This is a genomic window from Variovorax sp. PBS-H4 (assembly GCF_901827205.1).
Taxonomy (GTDB): Bacteria; Pseudomonadota; Gammaproteobacteria; order Burkholderiales; family Burkholderiaceae_C; genus Variovorax.
Map to the genome: position 1 here is coordinate 2141402 of NZ_LR594675.1, position 25288 is coordinate 2166689.

The window sequence follows — 25288 nt, forward strand, 5'->3', positions numbered from 1 at the left end:
CCAGGCCGCGCCGGCTGTCATATAGCGTCCATATGCGCTCGCACATTCCGTACCGGGCCTCGCTGCCTTACCCTCCAGCCCATGCAAGCCTACCGTGCCTCCCTTTTGCGTTTCGACGCCGCCGGCCAGCCCGTTTTCGACGAGGACGGCTTGCTGCTCGTCGGTCCCGACGCCGCTGGCCGCCAGCGGGTGCTGGATGCCGGTGCCTTCGCAAGCGTCTCCGCCCGCCATCCGGATGCGGCGGTCACGCATTGGCCGGGCCGCATCATTGCGCCGGGCTTCGTGGACATGCATATCCACTTTCCGCAGACCGACATCATCGGCGCACCTTCCGAGGGGCTGCTGCCCTGGCTCGAGAACTACACCTTTCCGGCCGAGAGCCGCTTCGCCGAGCCGGCCCATGCGGCCGAGGTTGCCGACGTCTTCTTCGACGAGCTGCTGCGCAACGGCGTGACGACCTCTCTGACCTTTGCGACGTCGCATCCGGCTTCGGTGCAAGCCTTCTTCGAGGCGGCGCAGCAACGATCGCTGCGGATGATCACTGGCAAGGTGCTGCAGGACCGGCATTCGCCAGACGGTGTACGCGACCAAACTGAACAGAGCCTGAGCGACACCGAAGCGTTGATTCGCCGCTGGCACGGCGTGGACCGGCTGGGGTACGCGATCACCCCGCGCTTCGCTCCCACCAGCAGCAACGCTCAATTGCGCGGCGCGGGCGACTTGGCCGCCAAGTACCCGGACACCTGGATCCACTCGCACGTGGCCGAGAACAAGGACGAGGTCAGGTGGGCGCGCGAGCTCTTTCCCGGGGCCCGTTCCTACCTCGACGTCTACCAGGGCTTCGGCCTGATGCGCGAGCGCGCGGTCTATGCCCACTGCATCCATTTCGACGACGACGACCGGCGGTTGATGCGCGAGACCGGCACCGCCGCGGCCGTAAGCCCGACCAGCAACCTGTTCCTCGGCAGCGGCTTCTTCGACTTCGAGGGGGCTGACCGCATCGGCTGCGCTTACGGCCTGGCCAGCGACGTGGGCGGCGGCACCAGCTTCAGCCCTTTCTCCACCATGCTGGCCGCTTACTACGTGGGCCGCGAAGGCCAGACCAAGCCGGGCGTCAGCATTGCGCCCTCGCAGCTGTGGTGGCGCCACACCGGCGGCGCGGCCCGGGCGCTTGGGCTGGAGGGTGTCATCGGCAACCTGCAGCCGGGCTGCGAGGCGGACTTTCTGGTGCTCGACCCCAAGGCCACGCCGATGCTTGCGCGCAAGACGGCGCGGGCGGAGAGCCTGGAGGAATTGCTGTTCGCGATGATCGTGCTGGGGGACGATCGGCTGGTGGAGCGGACGGTGGTGTCGCAGGCCTTGAGCGCCTGACCGCCGGCCGGGGGCTCAAGCCGCTGTCCGGGCCATCCGCTGCCTAGAATGGCGGCCCAGGAAAGAACCCGACATGAGCATCAAAAGCGACAAGTGGATCCGGCGCATGGCCGAGAAGAACGGCATGATCGACCCCTTTGAGCCGGGCCAGATCCGCGAGCAGGACGGCCACCGCATCATCAGCTACGGCACTTCGAGCTACGGCTACGACATCCGCTGCGCGCCCGAGTTCAAGGTCTTCACCAACATCCACAGCACGGTGGTCGACCCGAAGAACTTCGATGAGAAGAGCTTCGTCGACTTCCACGGCGATTCCTGCATCATCCCGCCCAACAGCTTCGCCCTGGCGCGCACGGTGGAATACTTCCGTATCCCGCGCAACGTGCTGACCATCTGCCTGGGCAAGAGCACCTACGCGCGCTGCGGAATCATCGTCAATGTCACGCCCTTCGAACCCGAATGGGAAGGGTTTGTGACGCTCGAGTTCAGCAACACCACCCCGCTGCCGGCCAAGATCTATGCCGGCGAGGGTTGTGCCCAGGTGCTCTTCTTCGAGAGCGACGAGGTCTGCGAAACCAGCTACAAGGACCGCGGCGGCAAGTACCAGGGGCAGCGGGGGGTGACGCTGCCCAAGGCCTGAGCCACTCGCGGCGCTGTCCTGCACGCGCTCGGGCCTTGCCGGCCCTGCGGCCTCATCCCGCCTGCGCGAGGATCGTCGGCCATGGATGTGCTCCCGGATCGAGCGCGTACCATCGGCGAGGCATCAGCCGTCGCGGGCGGCAAGGAGATACGTCATGAGATGGGAAGGCAACGAACAATCGGACAATGTCGAGGACCGGCGCAGCGGTGGCGGCGGCTTCGGTGGCCTGCCCATCGGCGGGCGCAGCGTCGGGTTGGGCACCGTTGCGGTCGCCGTGATTGCGGGGTGGATCTTCGGCATCAACCCGCTCACCCTGCTGGGGATGATGAGCGGGGGCGAGCCCCCGGCACAGGTCCAGCAGCAGGGCCCTGCCCAGAAGCCGCCGGCCGAGGACCGCGAAGCAGCCTTTGTTTCTACCGTCCTGCGCAATACCGAGGTGGTGTGGAGCGATGTCTTCCGGCAGAACGGGAGCAGCTACACGCCCACCCGCCTGGTGCTCTTCCGTGGCGCCACGTCCACGGCCTGTGGCGCCGGGCAGGCAGCCATGGGCCCCTTCTACTGCCCGGGCGACAAGAAGGTGTACATCGACCTGAGCTTCTACGACACCCTCTCACGCCAGTTGGGCGCGCCCGGCGAATTCGCCCGCGCCTACGTCATTGCGCACGAGGTGGGCCACCACGTGCAGGACGAACTCGGCGTCACCGGCAAGGTCGACCAGATGCGTGGTCGCCTGAGCCAGGCGCAGAACAACGCGATGAGCGTGCGGGTCGAACTGCAGGCCGACTGCTTCGCGGGTGTCTGGGCGCACCATTCCCAGGAGTCCAAGCGCTGGCTGGACCCGGGTGATATCGAGGCCGCCATGAACGCCGCCGCCAAGATCGGCGACGACGCCCTCCAGCGCTCGGCCGGCCGGGCCGTGGTTCCCGACAGCTTTACCCATGGCTCCAGCGCCCAGCGCCAGCGGTGGTTCGGCGCCGGGTACAAGACCGGCAAGATCCAGGATTGCGACACCTTCGCCGCGCGGAGCCTTTGAGCGGAGCCCGCGCGCTGACGGGGACCGGAAACAGAGCCATCGGGCCGGTCCCCGCACTGTCATCCCCGTTTTTTGCCGCAGTGCGACAATAGCGGGCTTCATGACCAGTTCCTTCTCCAATCTTTCCCTGGCCGAACCGTTGGCGCGCGCCGTGGCCGAAATGGGCTACGAGAGCATGACGCCGATCCAGGAGCAAGCCATTCCGGTGGTGCTCGCAGGTCAGGACGTGATGGGCGCCGCGCAGACCGGCACCGGCAAGACAGCGGCCTTTTCGCTGCCACTGCTCCAGCGAATGCTCAAGCACGAGAACAGCTCGACCTCGCCGGCCCGCCATCCGGTGCGTGCACTGGTGCTGCTGCCCACGCGCGAGCTGGCCGACCAGGTCGCGCAGCAGGTCAAGCTCTACGCCAAGTACACCAACCTGCGAAGCACGGTGGTCTTCGGCGGCATCGACATGAAGCCGCAAACACTGGAGCTGAAGAGGGGTGTCGAGGTCCTGGTGGCTACGCCAGGCCGGCTGCTGGACCATATCGAGGCCAAGAACGCGGTGCTCAATCAGGTCGAGTACGTCGTGCTCGACGAGGCCGATCGCATGCTGGATATCGGCTTCCTCCCCGACCTGCAGCGCATCCTCTCCTACCTGCCCAAGCAGCGGACCACCCTGCTGTTCTCGGCCACCTTCTCGCCCGAGATCAGGCGCCTGGCCGGCAGCTACCTGCAGAACCCGGTCACCATCGAGGTGGCCCGCCCGAACGAGACGGCCTCCACCGTCGAACAGCATTTCTACAGCGTCAGCGACGACGACAAGCGCCGCGCCTTGAAGCAGATCCTCCGGCAGCGCGGGCTCAAGCAGGCCTTCGTTTTCGTCAACAGCAAGCTGGGCTGTGCGCGGCTCGCGCGCTCGCTGGAGCGCGAAGGGCTCAACACCACTGCGCTGCACGGCGACAAGAGCCAGGACGAGCGCTTGAAGTCGCTGGCCGCCTTCAAGGCCGGCGAGGTCGACCTGCTGGTGGCCACCGACGTGGCGGCCCGCGGACTCGACATCAAGGACGTGCCCGCGGTGTTCAACTTCGACATTCCTTTCAACGCTGAGGACTACGTTCACCGCATCGGCCGCACCGGCCGGGCCGGCGCCTCGGGCCTGGCAGTGAGCTTCGCCAGCGGCGGCAACGATGTGCGGCTCGTTGCCGACATCGAGAAGCTGATCAAGAAAAAGATCGAGCTGGAGCCCGTGGAATTCGAAGAAGACCGTCCACGCGGACGCATCAACGATGGCCGGCGCCACTGGCGCGACGAAGGCGAGGCCGGCGATGCACGCGACGTGCTCGACCAGCCGCGCGAGCGCAACGGCGAAGCCCGCTTCGGGCGCGCCGCACGGCCTCACCGCGCGCCCGCGGCGCCGCGCGACCCATTTTTCGAAAAGCCCTACGAGAGTCCGGAACGCGAGGCTGCGCCCTCCTGGGAAGCGGCCGCCAAGGCCGCGCCCGCGCGTGGCCTCTCGAGCAACATCAAGAGCAAGCGCAAGGTCCCGGCGCTGTTCAAGGCCTCGGCGCCGCAGCCGAACTAGGACCTGCGACGCGCCGGCGGCGGTCGCGCGCTCAGCCGGGCTGCTGCGCTTGCGCGCAGCGCACCTGGATCAGCTCCCGGTCCGAAGTGGCCGCGCCAATGCGCACGGCGCTCAGGCAACCGCCCCAGACACAGCCGGTGTCGGTCGACAGCAGGTCGGGCCGCGACAGCCAGCCCAGCGTGGACCAGTGGCCAAAGGCCACCGTGAGCTTCGCGGTGCGCCGCCCGGGTACGTCGAACCAGGGCATGAAGCCGGCCGGCGCGGCGGCTGATCCGTCCTTGGTGTCGAACTCCATCACGCCTTCGGCGCTGCAGAAGCGCAGCCGCGTAAGGGCATTGACGATGACGCGCAGGCGCGCGCTGCCGCCGAGCGCGTCGCTCCACTGCGCCGGCTCGTTGCCGTACATCGTCTGCAGGAACTCGGTCCAGGCGGGGCCGCGCAGCGCCGACTCCAGCTCCGCCGCCAGCGCCAGCGTGTCCGCGAGCGTCCATTGCGGCAGCACGCCCGCATGCACCATCAGCAGCTCGCCATCGGCCAGTTCGCGATGCAGTGCCATCGGCTGCCGACGCAGCCAGTCCAGAAGGCTGTCGCGGTCGGGCGCGGCCAGCACTTCGTCCAACGTGTCCTTACGGCCGTGCTTGCGCGCGCCCTGGGCCACGCCCAGCAGGTGCAGGTCGTGGTTGCCCAGCAGGCTCTGCGCGGCGCCTCCCAGGCGCTGCATGCGCCGCAGCACGGCCAGCGAGTCGGGGCCGCGGTTGACCAGGTCGCCCAGCAGCACCAGCTGATCGCGGCTAGGAGAGAAAGCGATGTGGTCGAGCAGGCGCGCCAGGGGTTCGTCGCAGCCCTGCACGTCGCCGATCAAGTAAAGTGCCATGGGTTCCCATTCTCCCCCGCCTCCATGGATGTTTTTCTGCTGGCCTTGCTGACCACGCTCAACGCGTTGTTCGCAATGTCCGAAATGGCCCTGTCCACCAGCCGCCGGGCGCGCTTGGCCGCGCTGGCCGAAACGGGTGATCCAGGGGCGGCGGCCGCGCTGGCCCTGATGGAATCGCCGACGCAGTTCCTCTCCACCGTGCAGATCGGCATCACCTCGATCGGCATGCTGAGCGGCATCGTCGGCGAGGCCGCCTTCGCCGGGCCGCTTGCGATCTGGATGGAGGGCGCGGGGATGGGCCCTGGCGCGGCGAGCTTCGTGTCCACCGCTGTGGTGGTGAGCTGCATCACCTTCTTCACCATCATCTTCGGCGAGCTGGTGCCCAAGCGCATCGGGCAGCTCTATCCCGAGCCGGTGGCACGGCACGTCGCACGGCCGATGCACATGCTGGCCGCGGCCGCCAAACCGTTCGTGCTGCTGCTTTCGGGGGCCACGGCCGCCATACTCAAGCTGCTGCGCATCGACCTGAACGCGGGTCGCCTGGTGACGGAGGAAGAAATTTCGGCAAGCCTGGAGGAGGGCGTCGACGCCGGCGTCATCGAGATGCACGAGCACCAGATGGTGCGCAACGTGTTCCACCTGGACGACCGCCGCCTCAGCTCGCTGATGGTGCCGCGCGCCGATATCGACTGGCTGGAGGCTTCCGCGAGTGTCGAGGAAGCCCTGCGCAAGGTGTCGCTGGACGCCACACACGACGAGATCCATTCCTGGTACCCGGTGTGTCGCGGGTCGCTGGACGACGTCGTGGGGACCATCAGTGTGGCCCGGTTGCTGGCGGCGGGCCTGGCACATGCCGGCGTCATCGAGGACGAGGCGCAGCCGGCGGTCTTCGTGCCCGAGACCCTGACCGGCATGGAGCTGCTCGAGCAGTTCCGCGCGCGCGCGGCTCGACTGGTGTTCGTGGTCGACGAGTACGGCGTGGTGCAGGGATTGATGACGCCGGGCGACCTGCTCGAAGCCATTACCGGCGAGCTGCAGACCGCCACCCAAGGGGACGCCTGGGCCCACAAGCGGCCGGATGGCGTCTGGGAGCTCGACGGGTTGATGCCCGTGGCCGAGCTGCGTGCGCGCCTGGGCATCCGCGAACTGCCCGACGAGGATCGTGGCCGCTACAACACGGTGGCCGGGCTGCTGATCTTCGTGGCCGGCCACCTGCCGGAGGTTGACGAGGAAATCGATTGCGAGGGCTGGCGCTTCCAGATCGTGGCGCTCGACGGGAAACGCATCGACCGGGTAGTGGCCCGTTCGATCGCGGCGGCCGCCCAGAACGAGACGGCCTGAGCCGGGAGGGCTGCCACCTGTTCAGCGAGGGCGTGGGTGCTCGGCCCGCCACCGCCACGGCGGCACGGGGCGGCGATCGGCCCACAGCCCGGCACCCTTCGCCTTGGCCTCGAACTCGGCCAACCCGTACCGGCCGCGCTCGATGGGGCCTTGTTCGTTGGCATAGGCACGTGCCCACCAGGCCAGGCCTGCGCTGAGCATGGCGAGGCCGACGTCCCGCGTCGTCGCGCAGCGGGCTTCGGTGCAGTCATCGGGTGCAACCTGCACGCGGCACACGCGGCGCTGGTAGCGGTCTTCGTCATGTTCGCAGTACAGCCGTGCGATCTTTCGGTAGGCGACCTGCGACAGCGCTTGCTTGGCGCGGCGGCCAAAGGGCTGGTTCAGCTCGGGCGCATCGACGGCATGCAGCCGAATGGTGAGCTGGCGAAAGTCGCCGGGCTCGCCACATCGGACCTTGAGGGTGTCGCCGTCGCTGATGGCAACGACCAGGCAGAAGAGGGCGGCGGAAAGCATGAGGCCAAAGCGCTTGATGCTAAGTGTTCCGGTCCGGCGGCCCGGTGCTCGAGCCGTGGCCTGTGGCACAAGCGCCCGGCCACGCCAAAAGTAGCTTGGAAAAGTAACTATTTGTGTGATTCAATCGGCGGCGGAGTAGAGGACCGTCGAGGACATCCATGACAAGACTGCTGAGCATCTTCTGCATCGCCGCCCTGATGGCTGGCTGTGCGACCCGCCCCAATGAGGGTCCTGGTTCGGGCTCCGGCGCGAACTACGTCCCCGCCGTGCAGGCGCGCACCGACGCACCCGCAGCCTATGAACAGGATCTGGCCCGGTGCCGTGCCTCCGCGGCGACCATTCCGTTCCGCGCCAGCCAGCATGACGGTGCACTCGCAGTGCTGGACACCGGCGTGGTCGGCGCCGGTTGGATGGCCGGCATCCCGACCTTGAGCGGCGTTGCGGTGGTCGGCGGCCTCTATGCCTTCCAGCAGGCCGTCTACACCCCCGAACGCCGCGCCTGGCATGCCAAGCAGGAAACGGCCATGCTCAACTGCCTGGCGCAGAAGGGCTACGTCAACACCGATCCCAGCGTGCGCGTGACCTGGGTGCCGCCGGGCCAGCGCACTGCACAGTCCGCGCTGCGCAGCACCGGCCGCGACACCTACAGCGCTGAACAGTTCGCCAAGGCCCGTCGCTGCAGCGTGCTGCCGATGGCCGTGCTGGTCGAGAAAGGCCCGGGTTACGAGCGCCACAGCATCCCGTGCATCAACGGGCAGACGATGGCTGTGCGCTGCGAGTTCGGGAACTGCCGGGCGGGGTAGGCGGCCCGCCCGGCAAGTGCCTCGCCCGTCAATGTCGTGTGGGGCTGGTGTCGGCAAGCGCTGGGCGCGATCTATTTCGAGTCGGGACGGACATGAGTTGGCTCGGGAGCGCTCTCATCGTCAGGCTCCGGCTCCATCATGAGATTTATGTGAGGGCTGGGGAGTATTCGATCGAGGGCGATATCTTGGGGATCAGATGAGATTTCAGCGTCGGATTCCGCCACGCTGAACTTTCGGTCGTCGCCGTTCTCGCCGAATGTATGCGGCCCATTGTCTCTCGGTGTTATGACTTCTTCCACGACCTCGGGCTCGTCTTCTCGAATGGGGGGGAGACCGCCCTGAGCTCCCGGCCGGTCGACCGGCCGCCCTGGTGACGCGCCTTCCATGTGCATCAGGTACAGGCATGCGTAGAGCACGAAGATGAGGGCCGCGGGGAACAGATCCAGGGCCCAGTGCCTGTCCTGATCTCTGTCCTCGAGCATTTCGGCCAGCACGACTATTGCGGCCAAAAGGCTCGCGAACACACTCTGTCGTGCTGCATTGGTAAGGAGCACTGTCCGCCCGGCGCGGTTAATTAGCGCAGCTGCGGAGTCTATGTCGACAACGCCTAGGCGGATGCGCAGCCCCTCGGCGTCCTTGCGTCTTTTCTCTTCGACTTCGGCTTCCAAGGTCGACAAAAGTTTAACGGGAAGAATTGCCGGCGTCTTCTTGAGTATGGAAGCCCGGACTTCACGTTCGACGGGTGTGAGCGTCGAGAACGGGAGATGGACTCTGACGAACTCATGCACATACAGCTCTTCCACGATTGGGAGAATGTCTTTCTTCTTAAGGTGATAGTGTTTCCTGCATACTCTTCTGATATCGGCATCGTAAGTCGAAAAACTCGGTATTTTCGAATCAGATTTGGCGCCCAGGAGGGACATCGGCAGTATTGCGAGATCCAAGTGGTCTTGATTGTCAAATTCGTATCTGAGGTGCCGCAGGCGATCCTCTGGTGCATAATCAAGATTGCTTTTTTTCCTCAGCTGCAGATTCAGAAGCTCGCGGCGTTCGTCGGCGACCTCTTCTTGCAGATCTTTCAAGGCCTGCAATTGCGCTGCGTTGAAATTCTTGGAATTGGCTTCCATTCGCTCCAACTCTCTTGTTTTTTTATAGACGCCAAGCTCGTTTTCAAGCTCCCATAAATATTTCATCTCCGTAGCGGTGAATTCGGCTGGCGTACGATCCCACAGTTCTTTCAGGAAGTGGGGGCGAAGCTGATTCTCGATATCTACCAAATATTGCTTGTGTGCAGGATCAAGCAGATCTTTGGGCAGATTCGTCATTCGCCTCCATTCTCTTTTGTAAAGTTCGATATTTTTTTCGTCGATTAGTTTTTGCCGAATTTCGGCGGGTTGCTGCAGCAGTTGTTTGGCAAAGTCGATCAGCTCTGTGATGTATTCTTTGTGAGCGATCTCGTCTTCGACGTTGAGTTCCGATTTCGAACGATATTCATTTTGTTCCAGTTTCCGCACGATTGCCGGCATGACCAGGTCGTCCCCGACCTCCAATACGAAGCCATTAAGCAGGCCGTGGATTGCAGAATCCGAAATATTGAGTTTGGCGTTGACGATACGCTCCCAGGACACGGTTTCGTTGCCGACTGCGCGGGGGAAGCCGTGAGCGCCAGAGAGAGGCGCTGCAATGCCCATTGTCATTCCGCCAAGCCATTGAAGAAAGGCATAGATGGATCCCGACGCGAAGATGCCGCGCGTCGGAAGCGATGTGAGGTTGTCACCGAGCGGAAAGAAAAAATTCAATACGTCGCGAGCTGCGCCATAGCAGACGAACGATGGTAACGCCTCGCCAAGCTCGTCCAGCGCACCCATCTGATAGCAGGCCAGTATCAGCCCCAGGTTCGCCAGACCCAATATCACGCGCGTGGTGGCACTGGCAGCGTTGGCGGTCCCGAGAAGCCCCGAAAGCACACCGCCCATCAGATTCAGCGTGGGTGCAATGGCGATTGCCAACATGCCCGCGGCATATAGCGAGGAGTCTTGCCCATGAAGCGCGAGAGCTCTGTGCACCTCAAAGTCGATCGCGTCGCGCATGAATGTGCATAGCGCCACGATGAGCCCGGTACGCAGCCCCACAATAAAGATGTTGGCGCCCCACCGGGCCGCGTCGCTGCTGAATTCGTTGCGAAGGACCTTGCTGAAAAGATCGATCAGCGCGAGTCGTCGCTGCTGCTCGGCATCGGGGTTGTTTCCTGGATGCTCCGCGGCAGCCGCTTGCATCAAGCCGATTAGACAATCGATGTCACGCGACAGCTCGTAATCGTTGTCATTGCCGCCCTGGACCTGGGCTTCTGCGTATCGGATGAGCCGGTTCGAAATCTGGATTTCGCCCTCGCCCATCTCTCTCCTCACGCTTTTGATGGCACGGGTGAACGCACGTTCGTAAGTAGCACGAATGGCTTTCAGTCCGTTTTGCCTGATCAGACGGGGTGGGTGCTGGGTGAACTCCTGAGCGAATTGCTGCCGAACCACGCTGATATTGAGTGCGGGGACCTTCAAGCGAAGGTCGTGCTCCTGCGGTTGCTCTATTTTTATCTTTACTTCTGCGTTGGGCGGGGTATTCTCGGGTGTATTCGTTATATAGCTATTTGAGGAAGATCGTTGGCTGCGAGAGTTGATGCTGCTTGAATGCATTTGGCGAACTTCCTTTGGAGGTGGGGGGCGCCATTTGTAGCAGCCGCCCACAACCCGGTCAAAAAATGTCGCGCTTTCTCGCAATCTATTCGCGATCCTTCGTAGATACATGTTTGCGCTTCGTACTCCCTCGTCCCTCCGCTCAGTGCTCGCCCGTTACCGGATGCTGCGCCAGGGCCTCCAGCGCGAGCACCAAGGCCGAATGATCGTCCTGCCCGTGGCCCAGTGCCGCGCAGGCGTTCATCAGTTGCGCCGCGCCAGCGGTTTGCGGCAGCGCGACGCCCAGCGTGCGCGCGCTCTGCATGGCGAGGTTCAGATCCTTCTGGTGCAGCGAGATCCGGAAGCCCGGCGCGAAAGTCCGCTTGATCATTCGCTCCCCGTGCACCTCGAGGATGCGCGAAGAAGCGAAGCCGCCCATCAACGCCTGCCTCACCTTGGCCGGATCGGCGCCAGCCTTGCTGGCGAAGACCAATGCCTCCCCGACCGCGGCGATGTTGAGCGCCACGATGATCTGATTGGCCACCTTGCACACCTGGCCGTCGCCCGCGGCGCCGACCAGCGTGACGTTCTTGCCCATCTTCTCGAGCAGAGGGCGCACGTCGGCGAAAACGCCCTCGTCGCCGCCGCACATGATCGTGAGGCTGGCCGCCTTGGCGCCCACTTCGCCGCCCGAGACCGGCGCGTCGATGTAGCCGCAGCCCAGTGCCTCGATGCGCTTGGCGAAGCCCTTGGTCGCGATCGGGTCGATCGAGCTGCAGTCCACCACCGTCTTGCCCAGGCGGCGGCCTGCAGCGCCGTCCTCCGATCCCTTCAGCGCGGAGGCGACGCCGTTCTCGCCGAACAGCACCTTCTCCACGTCGGGCGTGTCGGGGACCATGATGAAGACGACGTCGGCCTGCCTCGTCACGTCGGCAGCCGAAGTGCACACGGTCGAGCGCGCCGCGATGGCCTCGGGCACCGCCCCATGCGTGTTGACGAAGAGCGTGTGGCCGGCGTCGAGCAGGTGCCCCGCCATGGGCGCGCCCATGATGCCGAGGCCGATGAAACCGATCTTCCGTGATGCCGTAGCGGACATGCGTGAATTCCTTGTCTGGTCTGGGTGTCGTTATTGGGTGAGGGCGGTGCGCCATCCGAGGCCGTCGAAGGTGTCGCTCTTCGGTTTGTATTCGCAGCCGATCCAGCCGGTGTAGCCGGCGCCGTCGATGTGCCTGAAGAGCCACGGGTAGTTGATCTCCCCCGTGCCCGGCTCGCCGCGGCCCGGGTTGTCCGCCAGCTGGATATGGCCGATGCGCGCCATGTTCTTCGTGATCGTGGCCGCCAGTTCGCCTTCCATGCGCTGCGCGTGGTAGATGTCGTACTGCAGCAGGAGGTTGCCCGAACCCACCTCGTCGATGATCGACAGCGCCTGATCGGTGCGCGTGAGAAAGAACCCGGGAATGTCGAAGTGATTGACCGGCTCGATCAGCAGCATGATCCCGGCACTCTGCAGCTCGCGGGCGGCGAAGCGCAGGTTGTCCACCGCGACCTGGCGTGCCGCTTCGGCGCTCACCCCGGCGGGCAGTTTGCCCAGGAGGCAGTTGAGCTTGGGGCAGCCCAGCGCGGTCGCGTAGTCGATGGCCATGCCCACGCCTTCGCGGAACTCGCCCACGCGGTCGGGGTGACAGGCAATGCCTCGCTCGCCGCCTTCCCAATTGCCGGCGGGCAGGTTGTGCAGCACCTGCTGCAAGCCGTTGGCGCGCAGCGCGGAGGTGAGCTCCTTCTTGTCGAAGGGGTAGGGGAACAAGTACTCGACGGCCTTGAAGCCGGCCTTGGCAGCGGCCTCGAAGCGCTGCATGAAAGGCAGCTCGGTGAAGAGCATCGTCAGGTTGGCGGCGAAACGCGGCATCTTGTGGGTCTCCTCTCTCATCAATCGAGCATCGCGGCGGCAATGGCGGTCGGGGCGTCCTCAACGCTCTCGGCCAGTGCCTCGAATTCGTTGATGGCATCGATCTCGGTGCCCATCGCGATATTGGTCACGCGCTCCAGCATCACTTCGATCACCACCGGCACCGAGAACTCGGCCATCAGCTGCTCCGCGCGCTCGATCGCCGGCTTCATTTCTTCCTGCTTGTAGACGCGCAGCGCCTTGCAGCCCAGGCCCTCGACCACCTTCAGGTGATCGACGCCGTACTCACGCTCGATGCCGCTCTGCTCGGTGGCGTTGATGTTCTCGAAGCCCAGTTGCACGCAGTAGTCCATCTCGAAGCCGCGCTGCGCCTGGCGGATCAAGCCAAGATAGGAGTTGTTGACCACGATGTGGATGTAGGGCAGCTTGAACTGCGCGCCCACTGCCAGCTCCTCGATCATGAACTGGAAGTCGTAGTCGCCCGAGAGCGCAACGATCTTGCGCGATGGGTCGGCGGCGCGCACGCCCAGCGCGGCGGGGATGGTCCAGCCCAGCGGGCCGGCCTGCCCGCAGTTGATCCAGTGGCGCGGGTTGTAGACGTGCAGGAACTGCGCGGCCGCGATCTGCGAGAGCCCGATGGTGCTCACGTAGCAGGTGTCGTTGTCGAAGTTGCGGTTCATGCATTGGTAGACGCGCTGCGGCTTCATCGGCACGTCCGCGAAGTTCGTCTTGCGCAGCATCGTCTTCTTCCGCTCCAGGCACTGGCCGGCCCATTCGCCGCGGCTCGGGAGCTGGCCTTTTGCCTTCATGTCCTCGGCCACCGCGACGAAGAGCTGCAGGGCGGCCTTCGCATCCGAGACGATGCCGAAGTCGGGCGTGAACACGCGGCCGATCTGCGTGGGTTCGATGTCCACGTGCACGAAGGTGCGGCCCTTGGTGTAGACATCGACCGAGCCGGTGTGTCGGTTGGCCCAGCGGTTGCCGATGCCCAGCACGAAGTCGGAGGCGAGCATCGTCGCGTTTCCGTAGCGGTGGCTGGTCTGCAGGCCGCACATGCCGGCCATCAGCGGATGGTTGTCGGGGATCGTGCCCCAGCCCATCAGCGTGGGGATCACCGGCACGCCGGTGGCCTCGGCGAAGCGCACCAGCAGTTCGCTCGCATCGGCGTTGATGATGCCGCCGCCGGCCACGATCAGCGGGCGCTCGGCGGCGTTCAGCATGGCAATCGCCTTCTCGATCTGGGCGCGCGTGGCGGCAGGCTTGTAGGGCGTGAGCGGCTGGTAGGTGTCGATGTCGAACTCGATCTGCGCCATCTGCACGTCGAAGGGCAGGTCGATCAGCACCGGGCCTGGACGGCCCGAGCGCATCAGATGAAAGGCCTGCTGGAACACCTGCGGCACCTGGCCCGGCTCGCGCACCGTGACGGACCACTTGGTGACCGGTTTCGAGATCGACTCGATGTCCACCGCCTGGAAGTCTTCCTTGTAGAGCCGGGCGCGGGGCGCCTGGCCCGTGATGCAGAGGATGGGGATCGAGTCCGCCCAGGCCGAGTACAGCCCGGTGATCATGTCGGTGCCGGCGGGCCCGGAGGTGCCGATGCACACACCGATGTTGCCGGCCACCGCGCGGGTGTAGCCCTCGGCCATGTGCGAGGCGCCCTCGACGTGTCGCGCCAGGATATGAGCGATGCTGCCGTGCTTGCGCAGCGCCGAGTAAAGCGGATTGATGGCGGCGCCGGGCACGCCGAAGGCCTGCGTCACGCCTTCTTTTTCCATCACCAGAACGGCAGCCTCGGCTGCGGTCATCTTTGCCATTTGAAGTCTCCTTGGGATGCCTGCAATGTAGGAATTCGGGGCTTCCGGCAGAAGGCGGCACCGGACCATAAAAGCTATTCCGCCATGGAATAAATGGCTACGATCAAGGCCATGGACCGATTGCTTGCGATGGAAATGTTCGTCCGCGTGGTGGAGACCGGCAGCTTCTCCAAGGCCGCGCGCGAGTTCAACACCACCCAGCCCACCGTGACCAAGCAGGTCGCGGCCACCGAGGGGCGGCTGAAGGTGCGGCTGCTCAATCGCAACACGCGCGGCGTGGGCCTGACCGAGGCGGGTTCGCTCTACTACGACAAGTGCAAGAACATCGTGCGCGAGGCGGAGGAGGCCGAGCACATCGTTCGACGGCGCGAGTCGCAAGCCCAGGGCCTGCTGCGCATCGGCACCTCGGTCGCCTTCGGCCGTCGTGTGGTGGTGCCGCTGGCGCTGGAGTACATGGCGCGTCATCCGCAGGTGCAGGTGGACCTGAGCTTCGAAGACCGCTACGTCGACCTGATCGCGCAGGGCATCGACGTCGCGGTGCGTATGGGCAAGCTCGCCGATTCCTCGCTGGGCGCGCGCTTCCTCGGCATGAACCCTTGGGTGATCGTGGCGGCGCCGGGCTACCTGAAGAAGCACGGCACGCCGAAGCGCGCGCAGGACCTGAGCGCCCACGTGGCGCTGATCTACAGCAGCGTGGTGGGCGACGATGTCTGGCGCATGCACACGCCCAAGGGCGATCCGGTGACGGTGCCGGTCACCGGCCGCCTGCGCTCCAACAACCTGTCGGCGGTGCTGGCCGCGGCGCGCGAGGGGCTGGGCATCGCATTGATGCCCCGCTACGTGGCGAGCGACTCGCTGGCGGCCGGCACGGTGGTGGAGGTGCTGCCGGGGCACGCGTTGCCGGAGCAGGAGATCCACGCGGTCTTTCCGTCGCCGAAGCTGGTGCCGGGGAAGGTGTCGAGCTTCGTGGCTTTCCTGCAGGGGCGCTTTGGCGAGGAATGGTGGCAGCCCCACAAACCGCCGGTTCGCACACAATCGGCGAGCCAGAAAGCGCAGGAGATCTCCGCATGAAGCCACCCAAGCCGCCGGCCCCGCCACGCCCCCCGGGGAGCCAGGTCGAGAAAGCACCGCCGGCGCCGGCGGCCACTCCGCTGACACCCGAATGGCTGCGGTGGACTGCCGAGCAGCTGCTGCGCGGTTGCACGCCGGAATCGGTGCTGGCGTCCATGACCGCTGCGGGCCTCGACGCGCAAGCCAGCGCGGAGTTGATCGAGCTGGTGCCCGGCAACGCCGTCTACATCGCGGCCGAAGGCCGGGCGCAGCAGCTGCGCAAGCTGGAGTCGACGCTGGCCAACCTGCAGCTGCTCTGGGAAATCGACCCGATGTACAGCATCGTGGACAAGCGCGTGTCGGTGAGCGAGGAAGAATTCATCGAGCGCTATGTGCGCGGCTGCCGCCCGCTGGTGCTTACGGGCCATACGCGGGACTGGCCTGCGATGCAGCGCTGGTCGCCGGATTATTTGAAAGAGCGATTCGGCCATCTCGATGTCGAGGTCCAGGCCGAGCGCCAGGCCAATCCGCGCTATGAGGAAGACAAGGCGGCGCATCGGCGTAGCGTTCGCCTCGGCGATTTCGTCGACCAGGTGCTGGCCGGCGGCGAGACCAATGACTACTACCTCACCGCGAACAATGAAGCGTTGCGGCGGCCCGACTTCGCTCCGCTACTGGATGACATCGGCAGCCTGCCGCCGTGCTGCATTCGCTCGGAGCTGGCCGAGCGATCGTCGTTCTGGTTCGGGCCGGCGGGCACGGTGACCCCCTTGCACCACGACACGCTGATGCTGTTCCACACGCAGGTCGTCGGGCGCAAGCGCTGGCGCCTCATCTCGCCTTTGCAGGGGCAGCGGCTGTACAACACGAATGGCGTCTTCAGCCCCATCGATCTGGATGCTGTCGACCTGAGGCAGTTTCCGTTGTTCGCGGGCGTGCGCGTCCTCGAGGTCGTGGTCTGGCCGGGCGAGACGATGTTCCTGCCGTTGGGCTGGTGGCACCAGGTGCGCGCGCTGGACGTCAGCGTTTCCTTCTCTTACTCGAACCTGGCCTTGCCGATCCCCAACCTGTTCACCTACTTCGATCCGGTGCCGCGCGCCGTCCCGGATGCCTGATGGAGAGCGCTTGCGGCTGGTGCAGGGCGCGCATTTTTTACGCCTGAGGCTCAGACGACGCGGCAGGACTTGACGACGAAGGGCGCCGGGTCGGTGCCGAAGAACGCGTTGGTACAGGCGACGGTTCCGTTGACCGTCTTCTGCACCCAGCGAGTGTCGGCGCCATAGGCCACCAAGGTCGGACTCGACACGGTGAAGCTCCCGCCTTCGGTCGCCAGTGTCATCCCGGACGGCGGCGGCGCTGGTGCGGGCGCTGGCGCCGGGGCGGGTGCGGGCGCGGGTGCGGGCGCGGGCGCGGGCGCGGGCGCGGGCGCGGGTGCGGGTGCGGGCGCAGGCGCAGGCGCAGGCGCTGGTGCTGGTGCCGGTGCCGGTGCCGGTGCAGGTGCAGGTGCAGGTGCTGGTGCAGGTGCAGGTGCAGGTGCAGGTGAAGGTGCGGACGCGAGCCTGCAGGACTTCGTCACGAAGGGCGCCGGATCGGTGCCGAAGTAGGCATTGGTGCAGGGCACCGTGCCGCTGACCGTCTTCTGCACCCAGCGCGTGTCGGCGCCGTAGGCCACCGGAGTTGGACTCGACACCGTGAAAGTGCCGCCTTCGACGGCCAGCGTTGCTCCCGATGGAACAGGGGCGGGCGCAGGTGCAGGCGCAGGCGCAGGCGCAGGCGCAGGCGCAGGCGCAGGCGCAGGCGCAGGCGCAGGCGCAGGCGCAGGCGCAGGCGCGGGCGCAGGTGCAGGCGCAGGTGCAGGTGCGGGTGCAGGTGCAGGCGCAGGCGCAGGTGCGGGTGCAGGTGCAGGCGCAGGTGCAGGTGCGGGTGCAGGTGCAGGCGAAGCAGTCGTTAGCCTGCAGGACTTCATCACGAACGGCGCTGGATCGGTACCGAAGTACTCGTTGGTGCAGGGCACCGTACCGCTGACCGCCTTCTGCACCCAGCGGGTGTCGGCGCCATACGAGACCAAGGTCGAGTTCGCCACTGTGAAGGTGCCGCCTTCGGTAGCCAGGGTTGCGCCCAACGGGACAGGCGCAGGCGCTGGAGCAGGCGCGGGCGCCGGTGCCGGCGCAGGTGCAGGTGCAGGCGCGGGCGCGGGTGCAGGCGCGGGCGCGGGCGCGGGCGGCGCCGCAGTCCCCGTGTCCGCCACGCAGGACTTGGTCACGCCCGGCGCCGGATCACTCCCGAAGAAGGTCGTGTTGCAATTGCCTGCACCGCTCACGACCTTGTCGACCCAGCGCGAATCGACACCGTAGCTCACCACGGTCGCGCTCGCCATGTTGAAGGCGGCGCCTTGCGCGGCCACGGTACGGTCGGCGGTCGTGAACTGGCTGCCGGCCGTCACGCCGCCGGCCTTGGGCGCCAGCACCTGGCAGGTCTTGGCGACGTTCGGTGCCGGATTCATCCCGAAGAACTCGCTTTTGCAGCTCACATTGCCGGTGACCGTCTTCTGGGTCCAGTTTCCGCCTTGCCCGAACTGCACCACGGTGGATGCCGGCAGCGTGAAGGTGTTGCCCTGGTCGGCCACCTTCGTCCAGCCGCCCTGCACCTTCAGGATTTTTGCGACCGAGGGCACGCCGGCACTGTCGATCACGAACAGCATGTAGTAGCCGGTGGGCAGGATGTTCGGGCTCTCGTTGAGGGTGATGTTGACCGTCGAGCTTCCAGCCGCCTGGGCGAAAGGCAGGTCGAGGAAGCGTTGCCCGAAGTCGGTCGAATGCGTGACCGCGCCCGTGCGCACCAGCGTCACGCGCTGAATCGACTTCGGCGACATCACGCTGATCTGGAAGTCGGTGCCGAGCGTCAGCTGGCCCGGGGCCGTGTTGATGATCGGGCGCGCCGCACGCTGGCCGCTGCTGTCGAACAGGTAAGGCGGCGAATAGATCTCGGCATTGAGGTTCAGCACCGGCCCGGGCGAGCCGCCGCCGACGGACAACACCGTGGCGTCTGGCAGCAGCATGGCCGTGGAGTGGTAGAGCCGCGCCTTTTGCGCCGCATTGCCGGTGGTCCACTGGCCGGTCGCAGGGTTCCAGATCAGGGCCGTGAAGGCGGTGTCGATCAGCTCGTTTACTTGCGCCGAGCCGCCGGTGACCAGCACCTGGCCGTCGGCCAGCACGGTGGCCGTGCCCCATTCGCGGTTGAGCCCGGGACCCGCGACGGTGCTGACGACCGGCGTGCGCCCGTTGATGTCGATCACCATCGCGCTGCCGTCGTCCGCCACCATCAGCATCTTGCCCCGGTCGAACATCGCCCAGGGCAGCACCCAGTTGAGGAACTTCGGCAGCGTCCCGACCGGTCCCATGGTGGGCGCCTCGGTGTTGATGCTGAACATCTGGTTGCTGCTGGCCACGACCACCCGGCCGTTGGGGGCCAGCACCGCGCGCGGATAGAACCAGTCACCCGGCCAATTGGGAATGGCCGAGAGCGTGCGCCACCCCTGCCCGGGCGTGTAGATCTCCGGCACGCCGGAGCCGGCGCCGCCGCCGTCGATGCCGGCCAGCATCAGCGCGCGGCCGTCGGCCAGGGGCACCGCCGTGCCGTACCAGCGCGCATAGGCCATCGGCGGCCCGGCCGTGATGAGTGAGGAGGCCGGGTCGTAGAAGTTGACGTCGGGGACGCCGCCATTGACCTTGTCCGGCGTGATCCCGCGCGTGTCGCCGCCGGCCATCAACACCTGGCCGGCGGGCAGCATGGTCTGGGCGGTGCAGAAGAGATCGGTGCGCACGCTGTGCTGCAGCAGGCTGTGGGCGTTGGTAGTGGGGGTCCAGACGTCGTAGTAGAGCTGGGCTCCCTGATTGCCGCTCGGGTCGGTGCCATAGCTCATGACCTTGCCATCGGGCGTCAGCACGGCGTGGATGGCGTTGATCGGCCAACCGATGGGTGCCGCCCACTGGCCGCCCGTGTTGGGTGCCACGCCAGCGGCCGCCGCGTCCGCCGCTGCGGTGGTGATGGCGCTCGTGGTCGCCGTCGGGGCGCCGTCGGCGCCGGGGCCGCGGTCGATCGGGGCGGGCCGGTCCCGTTCCAGTTCGCGCTGGCGGGCAATGTCCTGCGGCGTTATGACGGCCTTGCGTGCCCTCACGACCGAGGCCTTGGCGTCGGTTTCGTTGGCAGTGGAGGGCGGCGTGGGATCGGCGCTGCCGGGTGCCGCCGCGGCAAGCGCCCGAGCCGTCCCGCCTTCGCCGCTCCCGGAAGCCGGGGCAGGTGCAGGAGCGGGGGCGGAGGTGTCCGCGGTGCCCGCCGCGGAGCCGGCCAAACCGGTCGCTGTCACGCCGCCGTCCCCGCCGCCACCGCCGCACGCGGTGATCACCAGTGGCGCCCACAGGGCGATCCACCTGAGGCCCGAAGCGGGTGGAAATGGTGGAGAGGCAGTCGGCATATCCCACCCCAAAAAAGAGAACTTAGAGGTTAACCATCTTCCGTCTGTGCGCCGTCCACCGATCTGTGTAGGACCAAAGATCTAGGAAGTATCCCTAGGCCGGGCCGGGTGCTGCACCGCTTTGGCCAGCGCCGCACCTCGGGACAGCATGTTCTTCAAATCGCATGCTCCATTTCGGACCATTTGGTCAAAACGAGCGCGGTGTTTTTCTATAAGTCATTGATAAATAACGACTTTTCAGCTTGGCACGGAGCGTGCAATCGCTCCGTCAACACGCAACAGGAGCTCTGATGAACGTCGGCATCTTCATTCCCATCGGCAACAACGGTTGGCTGCTTTCCGAGAACGCGCCGCAATACAAACCCACTTTCGAGCTCAATAAGGAGATCACGCTGAAGGCTGAGCACTACGGCGTGGACTTTGCCCTGTCGATGATCAAGTTGCGCGGCTTCGGCGGCAAGACCGAGTTCTGGGACCACAACCTCGAGTCGTTCACGCTGATGGCCGGCCTGGCGGCCGTGACCAGCAAGATCAAGCTCTTCGCCACAGCCGCCTCGCTCGTGATGCCGCCAGCCATCGTGGCGCGCATGAGCAGCACCATCGACTCGATCTCCAACGGCCGCTTCGGCCTCAACCTCGTCACGGGCTGGCAGCGCCCCGAGTATTCGCAAATGGGCCTGTGGCCGGGCGACCAGTTCTTCGGCACGCGCTACGAATACCTTTCCGAATACATCCAGGTCCTGCGCGACCTGTGGGGCAGGGGCCAGTCCGATTTCAAGGGCGAGCATTTCAAGATGGACGACTGCCGCCTGAGCCCCCGGCCGCAGGCCGACATGAAGGTGATCTGTGCGGGCCAGAGCGACGCGGGCATGGCCTTTTCGGCCAAGTACGCCGACTACAACTTCTGCTTCGGCAAGGGCATCAACACGCCCAAGGCCTTCGCGCCCGCCGCGGAGAAGCTCATCGAGGCCGCGGCCAAGACGGGCCGCCACGTCACCACCTACGTGTTGATGATGCTCATCGCCGACGAGACGGATGACGCCGCGCGCGCCAAGTGGGAGCACTACAAGGCCGGCGCCGACCAGGAAGCCATCGCGTGGCTCGGCGCGCAGGGCGCGGCCGACACCAAATCGGGCGCCGACACCAACGTGCGTCAGATGGCCAACCCGACCTCAGCCGTGAACATCAACATGGGCACGCTCGTCGGGTCTTATGAGAGCGTGGCGCGCATGCTCGACGAAATGGCCGAAGTGCCCGGCACCGAAGGCGTGCTGCTGACCTTCGACGATTTCTTGCAGGGCGTGGAAGCGTTCGGCGAACGGATTCAGCCGCTGATGAAAAGCCGTGCCCATGTCCGAAGCCCCGTGCCTTCGCGCGTCGAGGCCGAGCGGCTCGCCGCCTGAACGGACCGGGTTTCTGCAATGGGCACCAAGACCAACACCACCCTCACATCCACCACGCCCGTCGGCGCTCTGCGCCCGCCCGGCGCGCCCGCGCCGCGCGTGCTGCCCGCGCGGCCCGAACCGCTCGCACTGCACGCCAGCGACTCCGCCCTCATCGTCGTCGACATGCAGAACGCCTACGCCACCATCGGCGGCTACGTGGACTCGGCCGGCTTCGACATTTCCGGCGCGCAGGGCACCATCGCCACCATCGTTCGCAGCATCGCGGCGGCGCGCGCGTCGGGCATGCTCGTCGTGTTCCTGCAAAACGGCTGGGACGCCGCGTATGTCGAGGCAGGAGGGCCCGGTTCGCCCAACTGGCACAAGTCGAACGCACTCAAGACCATGCGCGCCAAGCCCGAGCTCGCGGGACGCTTCCTGGCCAAGGGCGGCTGGGACTACGAGCTCATTCCGGAGATTCGACCGCAGCCGGGCGACATCGTCGTGCCCAAGACGCGCTACAGCGGTTTCTTCAACAGCGCGCTCGACAGCACGTTGCGCTCACGCGGCATCCGCCACCTGGTGTTCACCGGCATCGCCACCAACGTGTGCGTGGAGTCCACGCTGCGCGACGCCTTCCATCTCGAGTATTTCGCGGTGATGCTCGAAGACGCCACGCACGAACTCGGCGGCGCCGCAATCCAGCAGGCGGCCGTCTACAACGTCGAGACTTTCTTCGGCTGGGTGTCGACGGTCGATGCGTTCTGCGAGACCTTCACACCTGCCACCCCGTGACCGATCCACCGAGGACCCCTGCAATGCCCAAGACCGCCATCATTCCTCCCGGCACCAGCGTGCCGCTCGCACCCTACGTTCCGGGCACCCTGGCCGACGGCGTGCTCTACGTCTCGGGTACGCTGCCTCTCGACAAGGACAACAACGTCGTGCACGTGGGCGACGCGGCCGCGCAGGCGCACCACGTGCTGACCACCATCAAGGACGTCGTCGAAGCCGCCGGCGGCACCATGAACGACGTGACCTTCAACCAGATCATGATCAAGGACTGGGCCGACTACGCGAAGATCAACGCGGTGTATGCCGAATACTTCCCCGGCACCAAGCCCGCGCGCTTCTGCATCCAGTGCGGCCTCGTGAAGCCCGACGCGCTGATCGAGATCGCCTCCATCGCCCACGTCGGCAAGAAGGGCTGAACCGCATGGGCACGACGCTGCATTACCAGGTCCACGGGCCGTCCGACGCGGCATCGACGGTGTTGCTGTCGTCGGGCCTGGGCGGCTCGGCCGGGTTCTGGCAGCCGCAGCTCTGCGCGCTGATCGCGGCGGGGCATCGCGTGGTGGTCTACGACCAGCGCGGCACCGGGCGCAGCCCCGCTGACCTGCCGGCGCCGTATGCCGTTGCCGACATGGCGCGCGACGTGATCGAGGTGATGGACGCGACGCGCACCACGCGCTGCCACTTCGCGGGCCATGCGCTCGGCGGCCTGGTGGGCCTGCAGCTCGCGCTGGACGAACCTTCGCGCATCGCGCAGCTGGTGCTCATCAACGCGTGGTCGAAGCCCAACCCGCATTCCGCGCGCTGCTTCGATGCCCGGCTCGCCTTGCTGGGCGCGATCGGCGCGCGAGCGTACGTCGAGGCGCAGCCGATCTTTCTCTACCCCGCGGCATGGGCCGCCGCGCATGCGGAGCACGTGCAGGACGAGGTCGACCACGCGTTCGCGCACTTCCCCGGCGAGGCCAACATGCGCGCGCGTATCGCCGCGTTGCGTGCCTTCGACGTGGATGCGCGCCTGGGCGACATCAACGTGCCCGTGCTGGTCAGCGCCGCCAAGGACGACGTGCTCGTGCCCTGGACCTGCTCGCAGCGCATGGGCGACGCCCTGCCCAACGCCACGCTGAAGCTCATGGGCCAGGGCGGCCACGCCCACTGCGTGACCGAGGCCGACGCCTTCAACAGCACCTTGCTCGACTTTCTTTCCCGCCCATCCGCATGACCACTTCTTCTTCTTCCACCCTCGACGACACGGCCCTCGCGCTGCTGTTCACCGCCGCCCGCAGCCACAACGGCTGGACCGACGAGCCCGTGACCGACGCGCAGCTGCGGCACATCTACGCGCTCACGAGCCTTGGCCCCACCTCGGCCAATTGCTCGCCCGCGCGCTTCGTGTTCGTGTGCAAGCCCGAGGGCAAGCAGAAGCTCGCGCCCGCGCTGTCGAAGGGCAACCTCGACAAGACGATGAGCGCGCCCGTCACCGTCATCGCCGCTTGGGACCGCAAGTTCTACGACAAGCTGCCCACGCTGTTCCCGCACGCGGACGCGCGCAGCTGGTTCACCGGCAGTCCCGAGGGCGCGCGCGAAACCGCCTTTCGCAACGCGAGCCTGCAGGCAGGCTATTTGCTGCTGGCCGCGCGTGCCGTGGGCCTCGATGCGGGACCGATGTCGGGCTTCGACAAGGCGAAGGTCGAGACCGCGTTCTTCCAAGGCACCGACTGGAGCGTCAACTTCCTCATCAACCTCGGCCACGGCGATGCATCGAAGGTGTTCGGGCGCCTGCCGCGCCTGCCCTTCGACGAAGCCTGCGTGCTGGCGTGAACCGGGCGCGCAACATGCCGGACCCGAAGGCCGATTACCGCAATGCGATGGCGCGGCTGGGCGCTGCCGTCAACATCATCACCACCGACGGGCCTGCGGGCCGCGCGGGCTTCACGGCGTCGGCCGTGTGCAGTGTGACCGACGACCCGCCGACCCTGCTCGTGTGCCTCAACCGCTCGGCGTCGGTGTATGCGGCGTTCAAGTGCAACGAGGTGCTGTGCGTGAACGTGCTGGCGCCGGGGCACCAGTCGCTGTCCGCGCTGTTCGGCGGCAAGACGCCGATGGACGAGCGATTTGCCGCGGCGCGATGGAGAGAGAAGACCACGGGCTCGCCGGTGCTCGACGATGCGGCCGTGTCCTTCGATTGCCGCGTGGTGCATGCGACCAGCGCGGGTACGCACGACGTCCTGTTCTGCGAGGCGGTCTCGATCTCGATCGGCGGTGCGGCCCAGGGGCTGATCTACTTCGACCGCCGCTATCACGAGATTGCGGCGCCGGCGCTCTAAGGATTGCCTACCGGCGTGATGCCGTCGAGCACGATGCGCTGCACGTTCTGCACCGTCTGCTCGAAGAACGCGTCGTCGTCGAGCGTGTGCCCCGTCAGCGCCTGCACCTGCACGCCGAAGTCGGCGTAGTGCTGCGTGATGGCCCACAGCGCGAAGATCAGATGGTGCGGATCGACCGGTGCGAGCTTGCCCGCCTTCACCCACGCGCGGATCACTTCCGACTTGCGCTCCACCAGCGTGCGCAACTCGCGGTCGAGCTCGTCGCGCAGCAGCGGCGCGCCCTGGATCATTTCAAGACAGAACAGGCGCGACGCATCGGGCCGGTCGCGTGACACCACGAGCTTGCGGCGGATGTAGTCGCCGATGGCCTCGGCCGGGTCCTGCTCTTCGCTGAAGCCGCGAAGCGGTTCGAGCCACAGCGCGAGCAGGTCGCGCAGCACGTTGACGTAGAGATCTTCCTTGCTCGCGAAGTAATAGAGCAGGTTGCTCTTGGACACATCGGCGCGCGCGGCCACTTGGTCGATGGAGGTGCCGTGCAATCCGAAGCGCGAGAACAGGCCGAGCGCCGCGCCCAGGATGGCGCTTCGCTTGTCCTCGATCTGGCGCAGGCGGCGCTTCACCGACGCGGCGCTGCGCACGGCCGGCTTCGCGCGCTTGAGCGCCGGCGGCGGGGTGTGGGTGGTGCTGGCTGCGGCCAGCGCCTTGGTCTTCGGCATCGTTCCTCGCTCTCTATCT

Annotated in this window: 22 protein-coding genes; 14 read left to right on the plus strand and 8 right to left on the minus strand. The window is 66.2% G+C overall.

Annotation, left to right across the window (positions count from 1 at the left end; translation table 11 throughout):
- Nucleotides 1–81: 81 nt before the first annotated feature.
- From guaD to E5CHR_RS10310, 4 genes are all read left to right on the plus strand, one after another.
- A complete protein-coding gene (gene guaD, locus E5CHR_RS10295) occupies nt 82–1371 on the plus strand; it encodes a guanine deaminase (RefSeq protein WP_162579588.1) in 1290 nt (429 codons plus the stop codon).
- 73 nt (nt 1372–1444) lie between these two features.
- Nucleotides 1445–2011 carry a dCTP deaminase gene (gene dcd, locus E5CHR_RS10300; protein ID WP_162579589.1) on the plus strand — a complete coding sequence of 189 codons (567 nt, stop codon included), beginning with the start codon at nt 1445–1447 and terminating at the stop codon, nt 2009–2011.
- A 154-nt stretch (nt 2012–2165) separates the two neighbouring features.
- A complete protein-coding gene (gene ypfJ / locus E5CHR_RS10305; RefSeq protein ID WP_162579590.1) occupies nt 2166–3044 on the plus strand; it encodes a KPN_02809 family neutral zinc metallopeptidase in 879 nt (292 codons plus the stop codon).
- 100 nt (nt 3045–3144) lie between these two features.
- Nucleotides 3145–4611 carry a DEAD/DEAH box helicase gene (locus tag E5CHR_RS10310; RefSeq protein ID WP_162579591.1) on the plus strand — a complete coding sequence of 489 codons (1467 nt, stop codon included), beginning with the start codon at nt 3145–3147 and terminating at the stop codon, nt 4609–4611.
- Between the two features lie 31 nt (nt 4612–4642).
- On the opposite strand, the gene E5CHR_RS10315 is transcribed toward E5CHR_RS10310, so the two are convergent.
- The gene (locus E5CHR_RS10315; protein WP_162579592.1) at nt 4643–5485 is read right to left on the minus strand and encodes a symmetrical bis(5'-nucleosyl)-tetraphosphatase; all 843 of its coding nucleotides are present in this window, start codon (nt 5483–5485) and stop codon (nt 4643–4645) included.
- A 24-nt stretch (nt 5486–5509) separates the two neighbouring features.
- Here E5CHR_RS10315 and E5CHR_RS10320 point away from each other — a divergent pair, with 24 nt between their 5' ends.
- A complete protein-coding gene (locus tag E5CHR_RS10320) occupies nt 5510–6826 on the plus strand; it encodes a hemolysin family protein (protein ID WP_162579593.1) in 1317 nt (438 codons plus the stop codon).
- Between the two features lie 21 nt (nt 6827–6847).
- On the opposite strand, the gene E5CHR_RS10325 is transcribed toward E5CHR_RS10320, so the two are convergent.
- Nucleotides 6848–7339 carry a thermonuclease family protein gene (locus E5CHR_RS10325; RefSeq protein ID WP_162579594.1) on the minus strand — a complete coding sequence of 164 codons (492 nt, stop codon included), beginning with the start codon at nt 7337–7339 and terminating at the stop codon, nt 6848–6850.
- Between the two features lie 158 nt (nt 7340–7497).
- Here E5CHR_RS10325 and E5CHR_RS10330 point away from each other — a divergent pair, with 158 nt between their 5' ends.
- Nucleotides 7498–8142, plus strand: a complete 645-nt coding sequence (locus E5CHR_RS10330) for a hypothetical protein (protein WP_162579595.1) — start codon at nt 7498–7500, stop codon at nt 8140–8142.
- Between the two features lie 71 nt (nt 8143–8213).
- Here E5CHR_RS10330 and E5CHR_RS10335 read toward each other — a convergent pair whose 3' ends face one another.
- The 4 genes from E5CHR_RS10335 to gcl form a co-directional block, all read right to left on the minus strand.
- Nucleotides 8214–10832, minus strand: a complete 2619-nt coding sequence (locus tag E5CHR_RS10335) for a hypothetical protein (protein WP_162579596.1) — start codon at nt 10830–10832, stop codon at nt 8214–8216.
- A gap of 142 nt (nt 10833–10974) precedes the next feature.
- The gene (locus E5CHR_RS10340) at nt 10975–11907 is read right to left on the minus strand and encodes a 2-hydroxy-3-oxopropionate reductase (protein WP_162579597.1); all 933 of its coding nucleotides are present in this window, start codon (nt 11905–11907) and stop codon (nt 10975–10977) included.
- A gap of 30 nt (nt 11908–11937) precedes the next feature.
- Nucleotides 11938–12717, minus strand: a complete 780-nt coding sequence (gene hyi / locus E5CHR_RS10345; RefSeq protein WP_162579598.1) for a hydroxypyruvate isomerase — start codon at nt 12715–12717, stop codon at nt 11938–11940.
- A gap of 20 nt (nt 12718–12737) precedes the next feature.
- Complete coding sequence (gene gcl, locus E5CHR_RS10350; protein ID WP_162579599.1) at nt 12738–14531, minus strand: glyoxylate carboligase; 1794 nt, start codon at nt 14529–14531, stop codon at nt 12738–12740.
- Between the two features lie 111 nt (nt 14532–14642).
- Between gcl and E5CHR_RS10355 the strand changes: the two genes are divergently transcribed.
- Entirely contained in the window at nt 14643–15602 is a 960-nt protein-coding gene (locus E5CHR_RS10355) for a LysR family transcriptional regulator (protein WP_162583664.1), read from the plus strand.
- Complete coding sequence (locus E5CHR_RS10360) at nt 15599–16696, plus strand: cupin-like domain-containing protein (protein WP_162579600.1); 1098 nt, start codon at nt 15599–15601, stop codon at nt 16694–16696. Before E5CHR_RS10355 ends, E5CHR_RS10360 begins: the two co-directional genes overlap by 4 nt.
- 50 nt (nt 16697–16746) lie before the next feature.
- Here the strand turns inward: E5CHR_RS10360 and E5CHR_RS10365 are convergent, their stop codons facing one another.
- A complete protein-coding gene (locus E5CHR_RS10365) occupies nt 16747–19986 on the minus strand; it encodes a galactose oxidase early set domain-containing protein (RefSeq protein WP_162579601.1) in 3240 nt (1079 codons plus the stop codon).
- A gap of 359 nt (nt 19987–20345) precedes the next feature.
- On the opposite strand from E5CHR_RS10365, the gene rutA reads away from it, so the two are divergent.
- Genes rutA through rutF form a run of 6 tightly spaced genes read left to right on the plus strand, consistent with a single transcriptional unit; the run spans nt 20346 to nt 24553 of the window.
- Nucleotides 20346–21458 carry a pyrimidine utilization protein A gene (gene rutA / locus E5CHR_RS10370; protein ID WP_162579602.1) on the plus strand — a complete coding sequence of 371 codons (1113 nt, stop codon included), beginning with the start codon at nt 20346–20348 and terminating at the stop codon, nt 21456–21458.
- Between the two features lie 18 nt (nt 21459–21476).
- Nucleotides 21477–22232, plus strand: a complete 756-nt coding sequence (rutB, locus tag E5CHR_RS10375) for a pyrimidine utilization protein B (protein ID WP_232062022.1) — start codon at nt 21477–21479, stop codon at nt 22230–22232.
- A 23-nt stretch (nt 22233–22255) separates the two neighbouring features.
- On the plus strand, nt 22256–22648 hold the full coding sequence (gene rutC / locus E5CHR_RS10380; RefSeq protein ID WP_162579603.1) for a pyrimidine utilization protein C: 393 nt from the start codon (nt 22256–22258) through the stop codon (nt 22646–22648).
- Nucleotides 22649–22653: 5 nt separating this feature from the next.
- Nucleotides 22654–23448: a pyrimidine utilization protein D gene (rutD, locus tag E5CHR_RS10385; protein ID WP_162579604.1), complete on the plus strand. Its 795-nt coding sequence runs from the start codon at nt 22654–22656 to the stop codon at nt 23446–23448.
- Nucleotides 23445–24047, plus strand: a complete 603-nt coding sequence (locus tag E5CHR_RS10390) for a malonic semialdehyde reductase (protein ID WP_162579605.1) — start codon at nt 23445–23447, stop codon at nt 24045–24047. The genes rutD and E5CHR_RS10390 overlap by 4 nt, the downstream gene beginning before the upstream one ends.
- Nucleotides 24048–24061: 14 nt before the next feature.
- Nucleotides 24062–24553, plus strand: coding sequence for an NADH-dependent FMN reductase RutF (gene rutF / locus E5CHR_RS10395; RefSeq protein ID WP_162579606.1), 492 nt, complete (start codon nt 24062–24064; stop codon nt 24551–24553).
- On the opposite strand, the gene rutR is transcribed toward rutF, so the two are convergent.
- On the minus strand, nt 24550–25269 hold the full coding sequence (gene rutR, locus E5CHR_RS10400) for an HTH-type transcriptional regulator RutR (protein ID WP_162579607.1): 720 nt from the start codon (nt 25267–25269) through the stop codon (nt 24550–24552). The genes rutF and rutR overlap by 4 nt on opposite strands.
- Between the last annotated feature and the right edge of the window lie 19 nt (nt 25270–25288).

Bases quoted from the DNA above. Each gene is read 5' to 3' on its own strand.
- guaD (WP_162579588.1), top strand. From the start codon at position 82: ATGCAAGCCTACCGTGCCTCCCTTTTGCGTTTCGACGCCGCCGGCCAG.
- dcd (WP_162579589.1), top strand. From the start codon at position 1,445: ATGAGCATCAAAAGCGACAAGTGGATCCGGCGCATGGCCGAGAAGAAC.
- ypfJ (WP_162579590.1), top strand. From the start codon at position 2,166: ATGAGATGGGAAGGCAACGAACAATCGGACAATGTCGAGGACCGGCGC.
- E5CHR_RS10310 (WP_162579591.1), top strand. From the start codon at position 3,145: ATGACCAGTTCCTTCTCCAATCTTTCCCTGGCCGAACCGTTGGCGCGC.
- E5CHR_RS10315 (WP_162579592.1), bottom strand. From the start codon at position 5,485: ATGGCACTTTACTTGATCGGCGACGTGCAGGGCTGCGACGAACCCCTG.
- E5CHR_RS10320 (WP_162579593.1), top strand. From the start codon at position 5,510: ATGGATGTTTTTCTGCTGGCCTTGCTGACCACGCTCAACGCGTTGTTC.
- E5CHR_RS10325 (WP_162579594.1), bottom strand. From the start codon at position 7,339: ATGCTTTCCGCCGCCCTCTTCTGCCTGGTCGTTGCCATCAGCGACGGC.
- E5CHR_RS10330 (WP_162579595.1), top strand. From the start codon at position 7,498: ATGACAAGACTGCTGAGCATCTTCTGCATCGCCGCCCTGATGGCTGGC.
- E5CHR_RS10335 (WP_162579596.1), bottom strand. From the start codon at position 10,832: ATGCATTCAAGCAGCATCAACTCTCGCAGCCAACGATCTTCCTCAAAT.
- E5CHR_RS10340 (WP_162579597.1), bottom strand. From the start codon at position 11,907: ATGTCCGCTACGGCATCACGGAAGATCGGTTTCATCGGCCTCGGCATC.
- hyi (WP_162579598.1), bottom strand. From the start codon at position 12,717: ATGCCGCGTTTCGCCGCCAACCTGACGATGCTCTTCACCGAGCTGCCT.
- gcl (WP_162579599.1), bottom strand. From the start codon at position 14,531: ATGGCAAAGATGACCGCAGCCGAGGCTGCCGTTCTGGTGATGGAAAAA.
- E5CHR_RS10355 (WP_162583664.1), top strand. From the start codon at position 14,643: ATGGACCGATTGCTTGCGATGGAAATGTTCGTCCGCGTGGTGGAGACC.
- E5CHR_RS10360 (WP_162579600.1), top strand. From the start codon at position 15,599: ATGAAGCCACCCAAGCCGCCGGCCCCGCCACGCCCCCCGGGGAGCCAG.
- rutA (WP_162579602.1), top strand. From the start codon at position 20,346: ATGAACGTCGGCATCTTCATTCCCATCGGCAACAACGGTTGGCTGCTT.
- rutB (WP_232062022.1), top strand. From the start codon at position 21,477: ATGGGCACCAAGACCAACACCACCCTCACATCCACCACGCCCGTCGGC.
- rutC (WP_162579603.1), top strand. From the start codon at position 22,256: ATGCCCAAGACCGCCATCATTCCTCCCGGCACCAGCGTGCCGCTCGCA.
- rutD (WP_162579604.1), top strand. From the start codon at position 22,654: ATGGGCACGACGCTGCATTACCAGGTCCACGGGCCGTCCGACGCGGCA.
- E5CHR_RS10390 (WP_162579605.1), top strand. From the start codon at position 23,445: ATGACCACTTCTTCTTCTTCCACCCTCGACGACACGGCCCTCGCGCTG.
- rutF (WP_162579606.1), top strand. From the start codon at position 24,062: ATGCCGGACCCGAAGGCCGATTACCGCAATGCGATGGCGCGGCTGGGC.
- rutR (WP_162579607.1), bottom strand. From the start codon at position 25,269: ATGCCGAAGACCAAGGCGCTGGCCGCAGCCAGCACCACCCACACCCCG.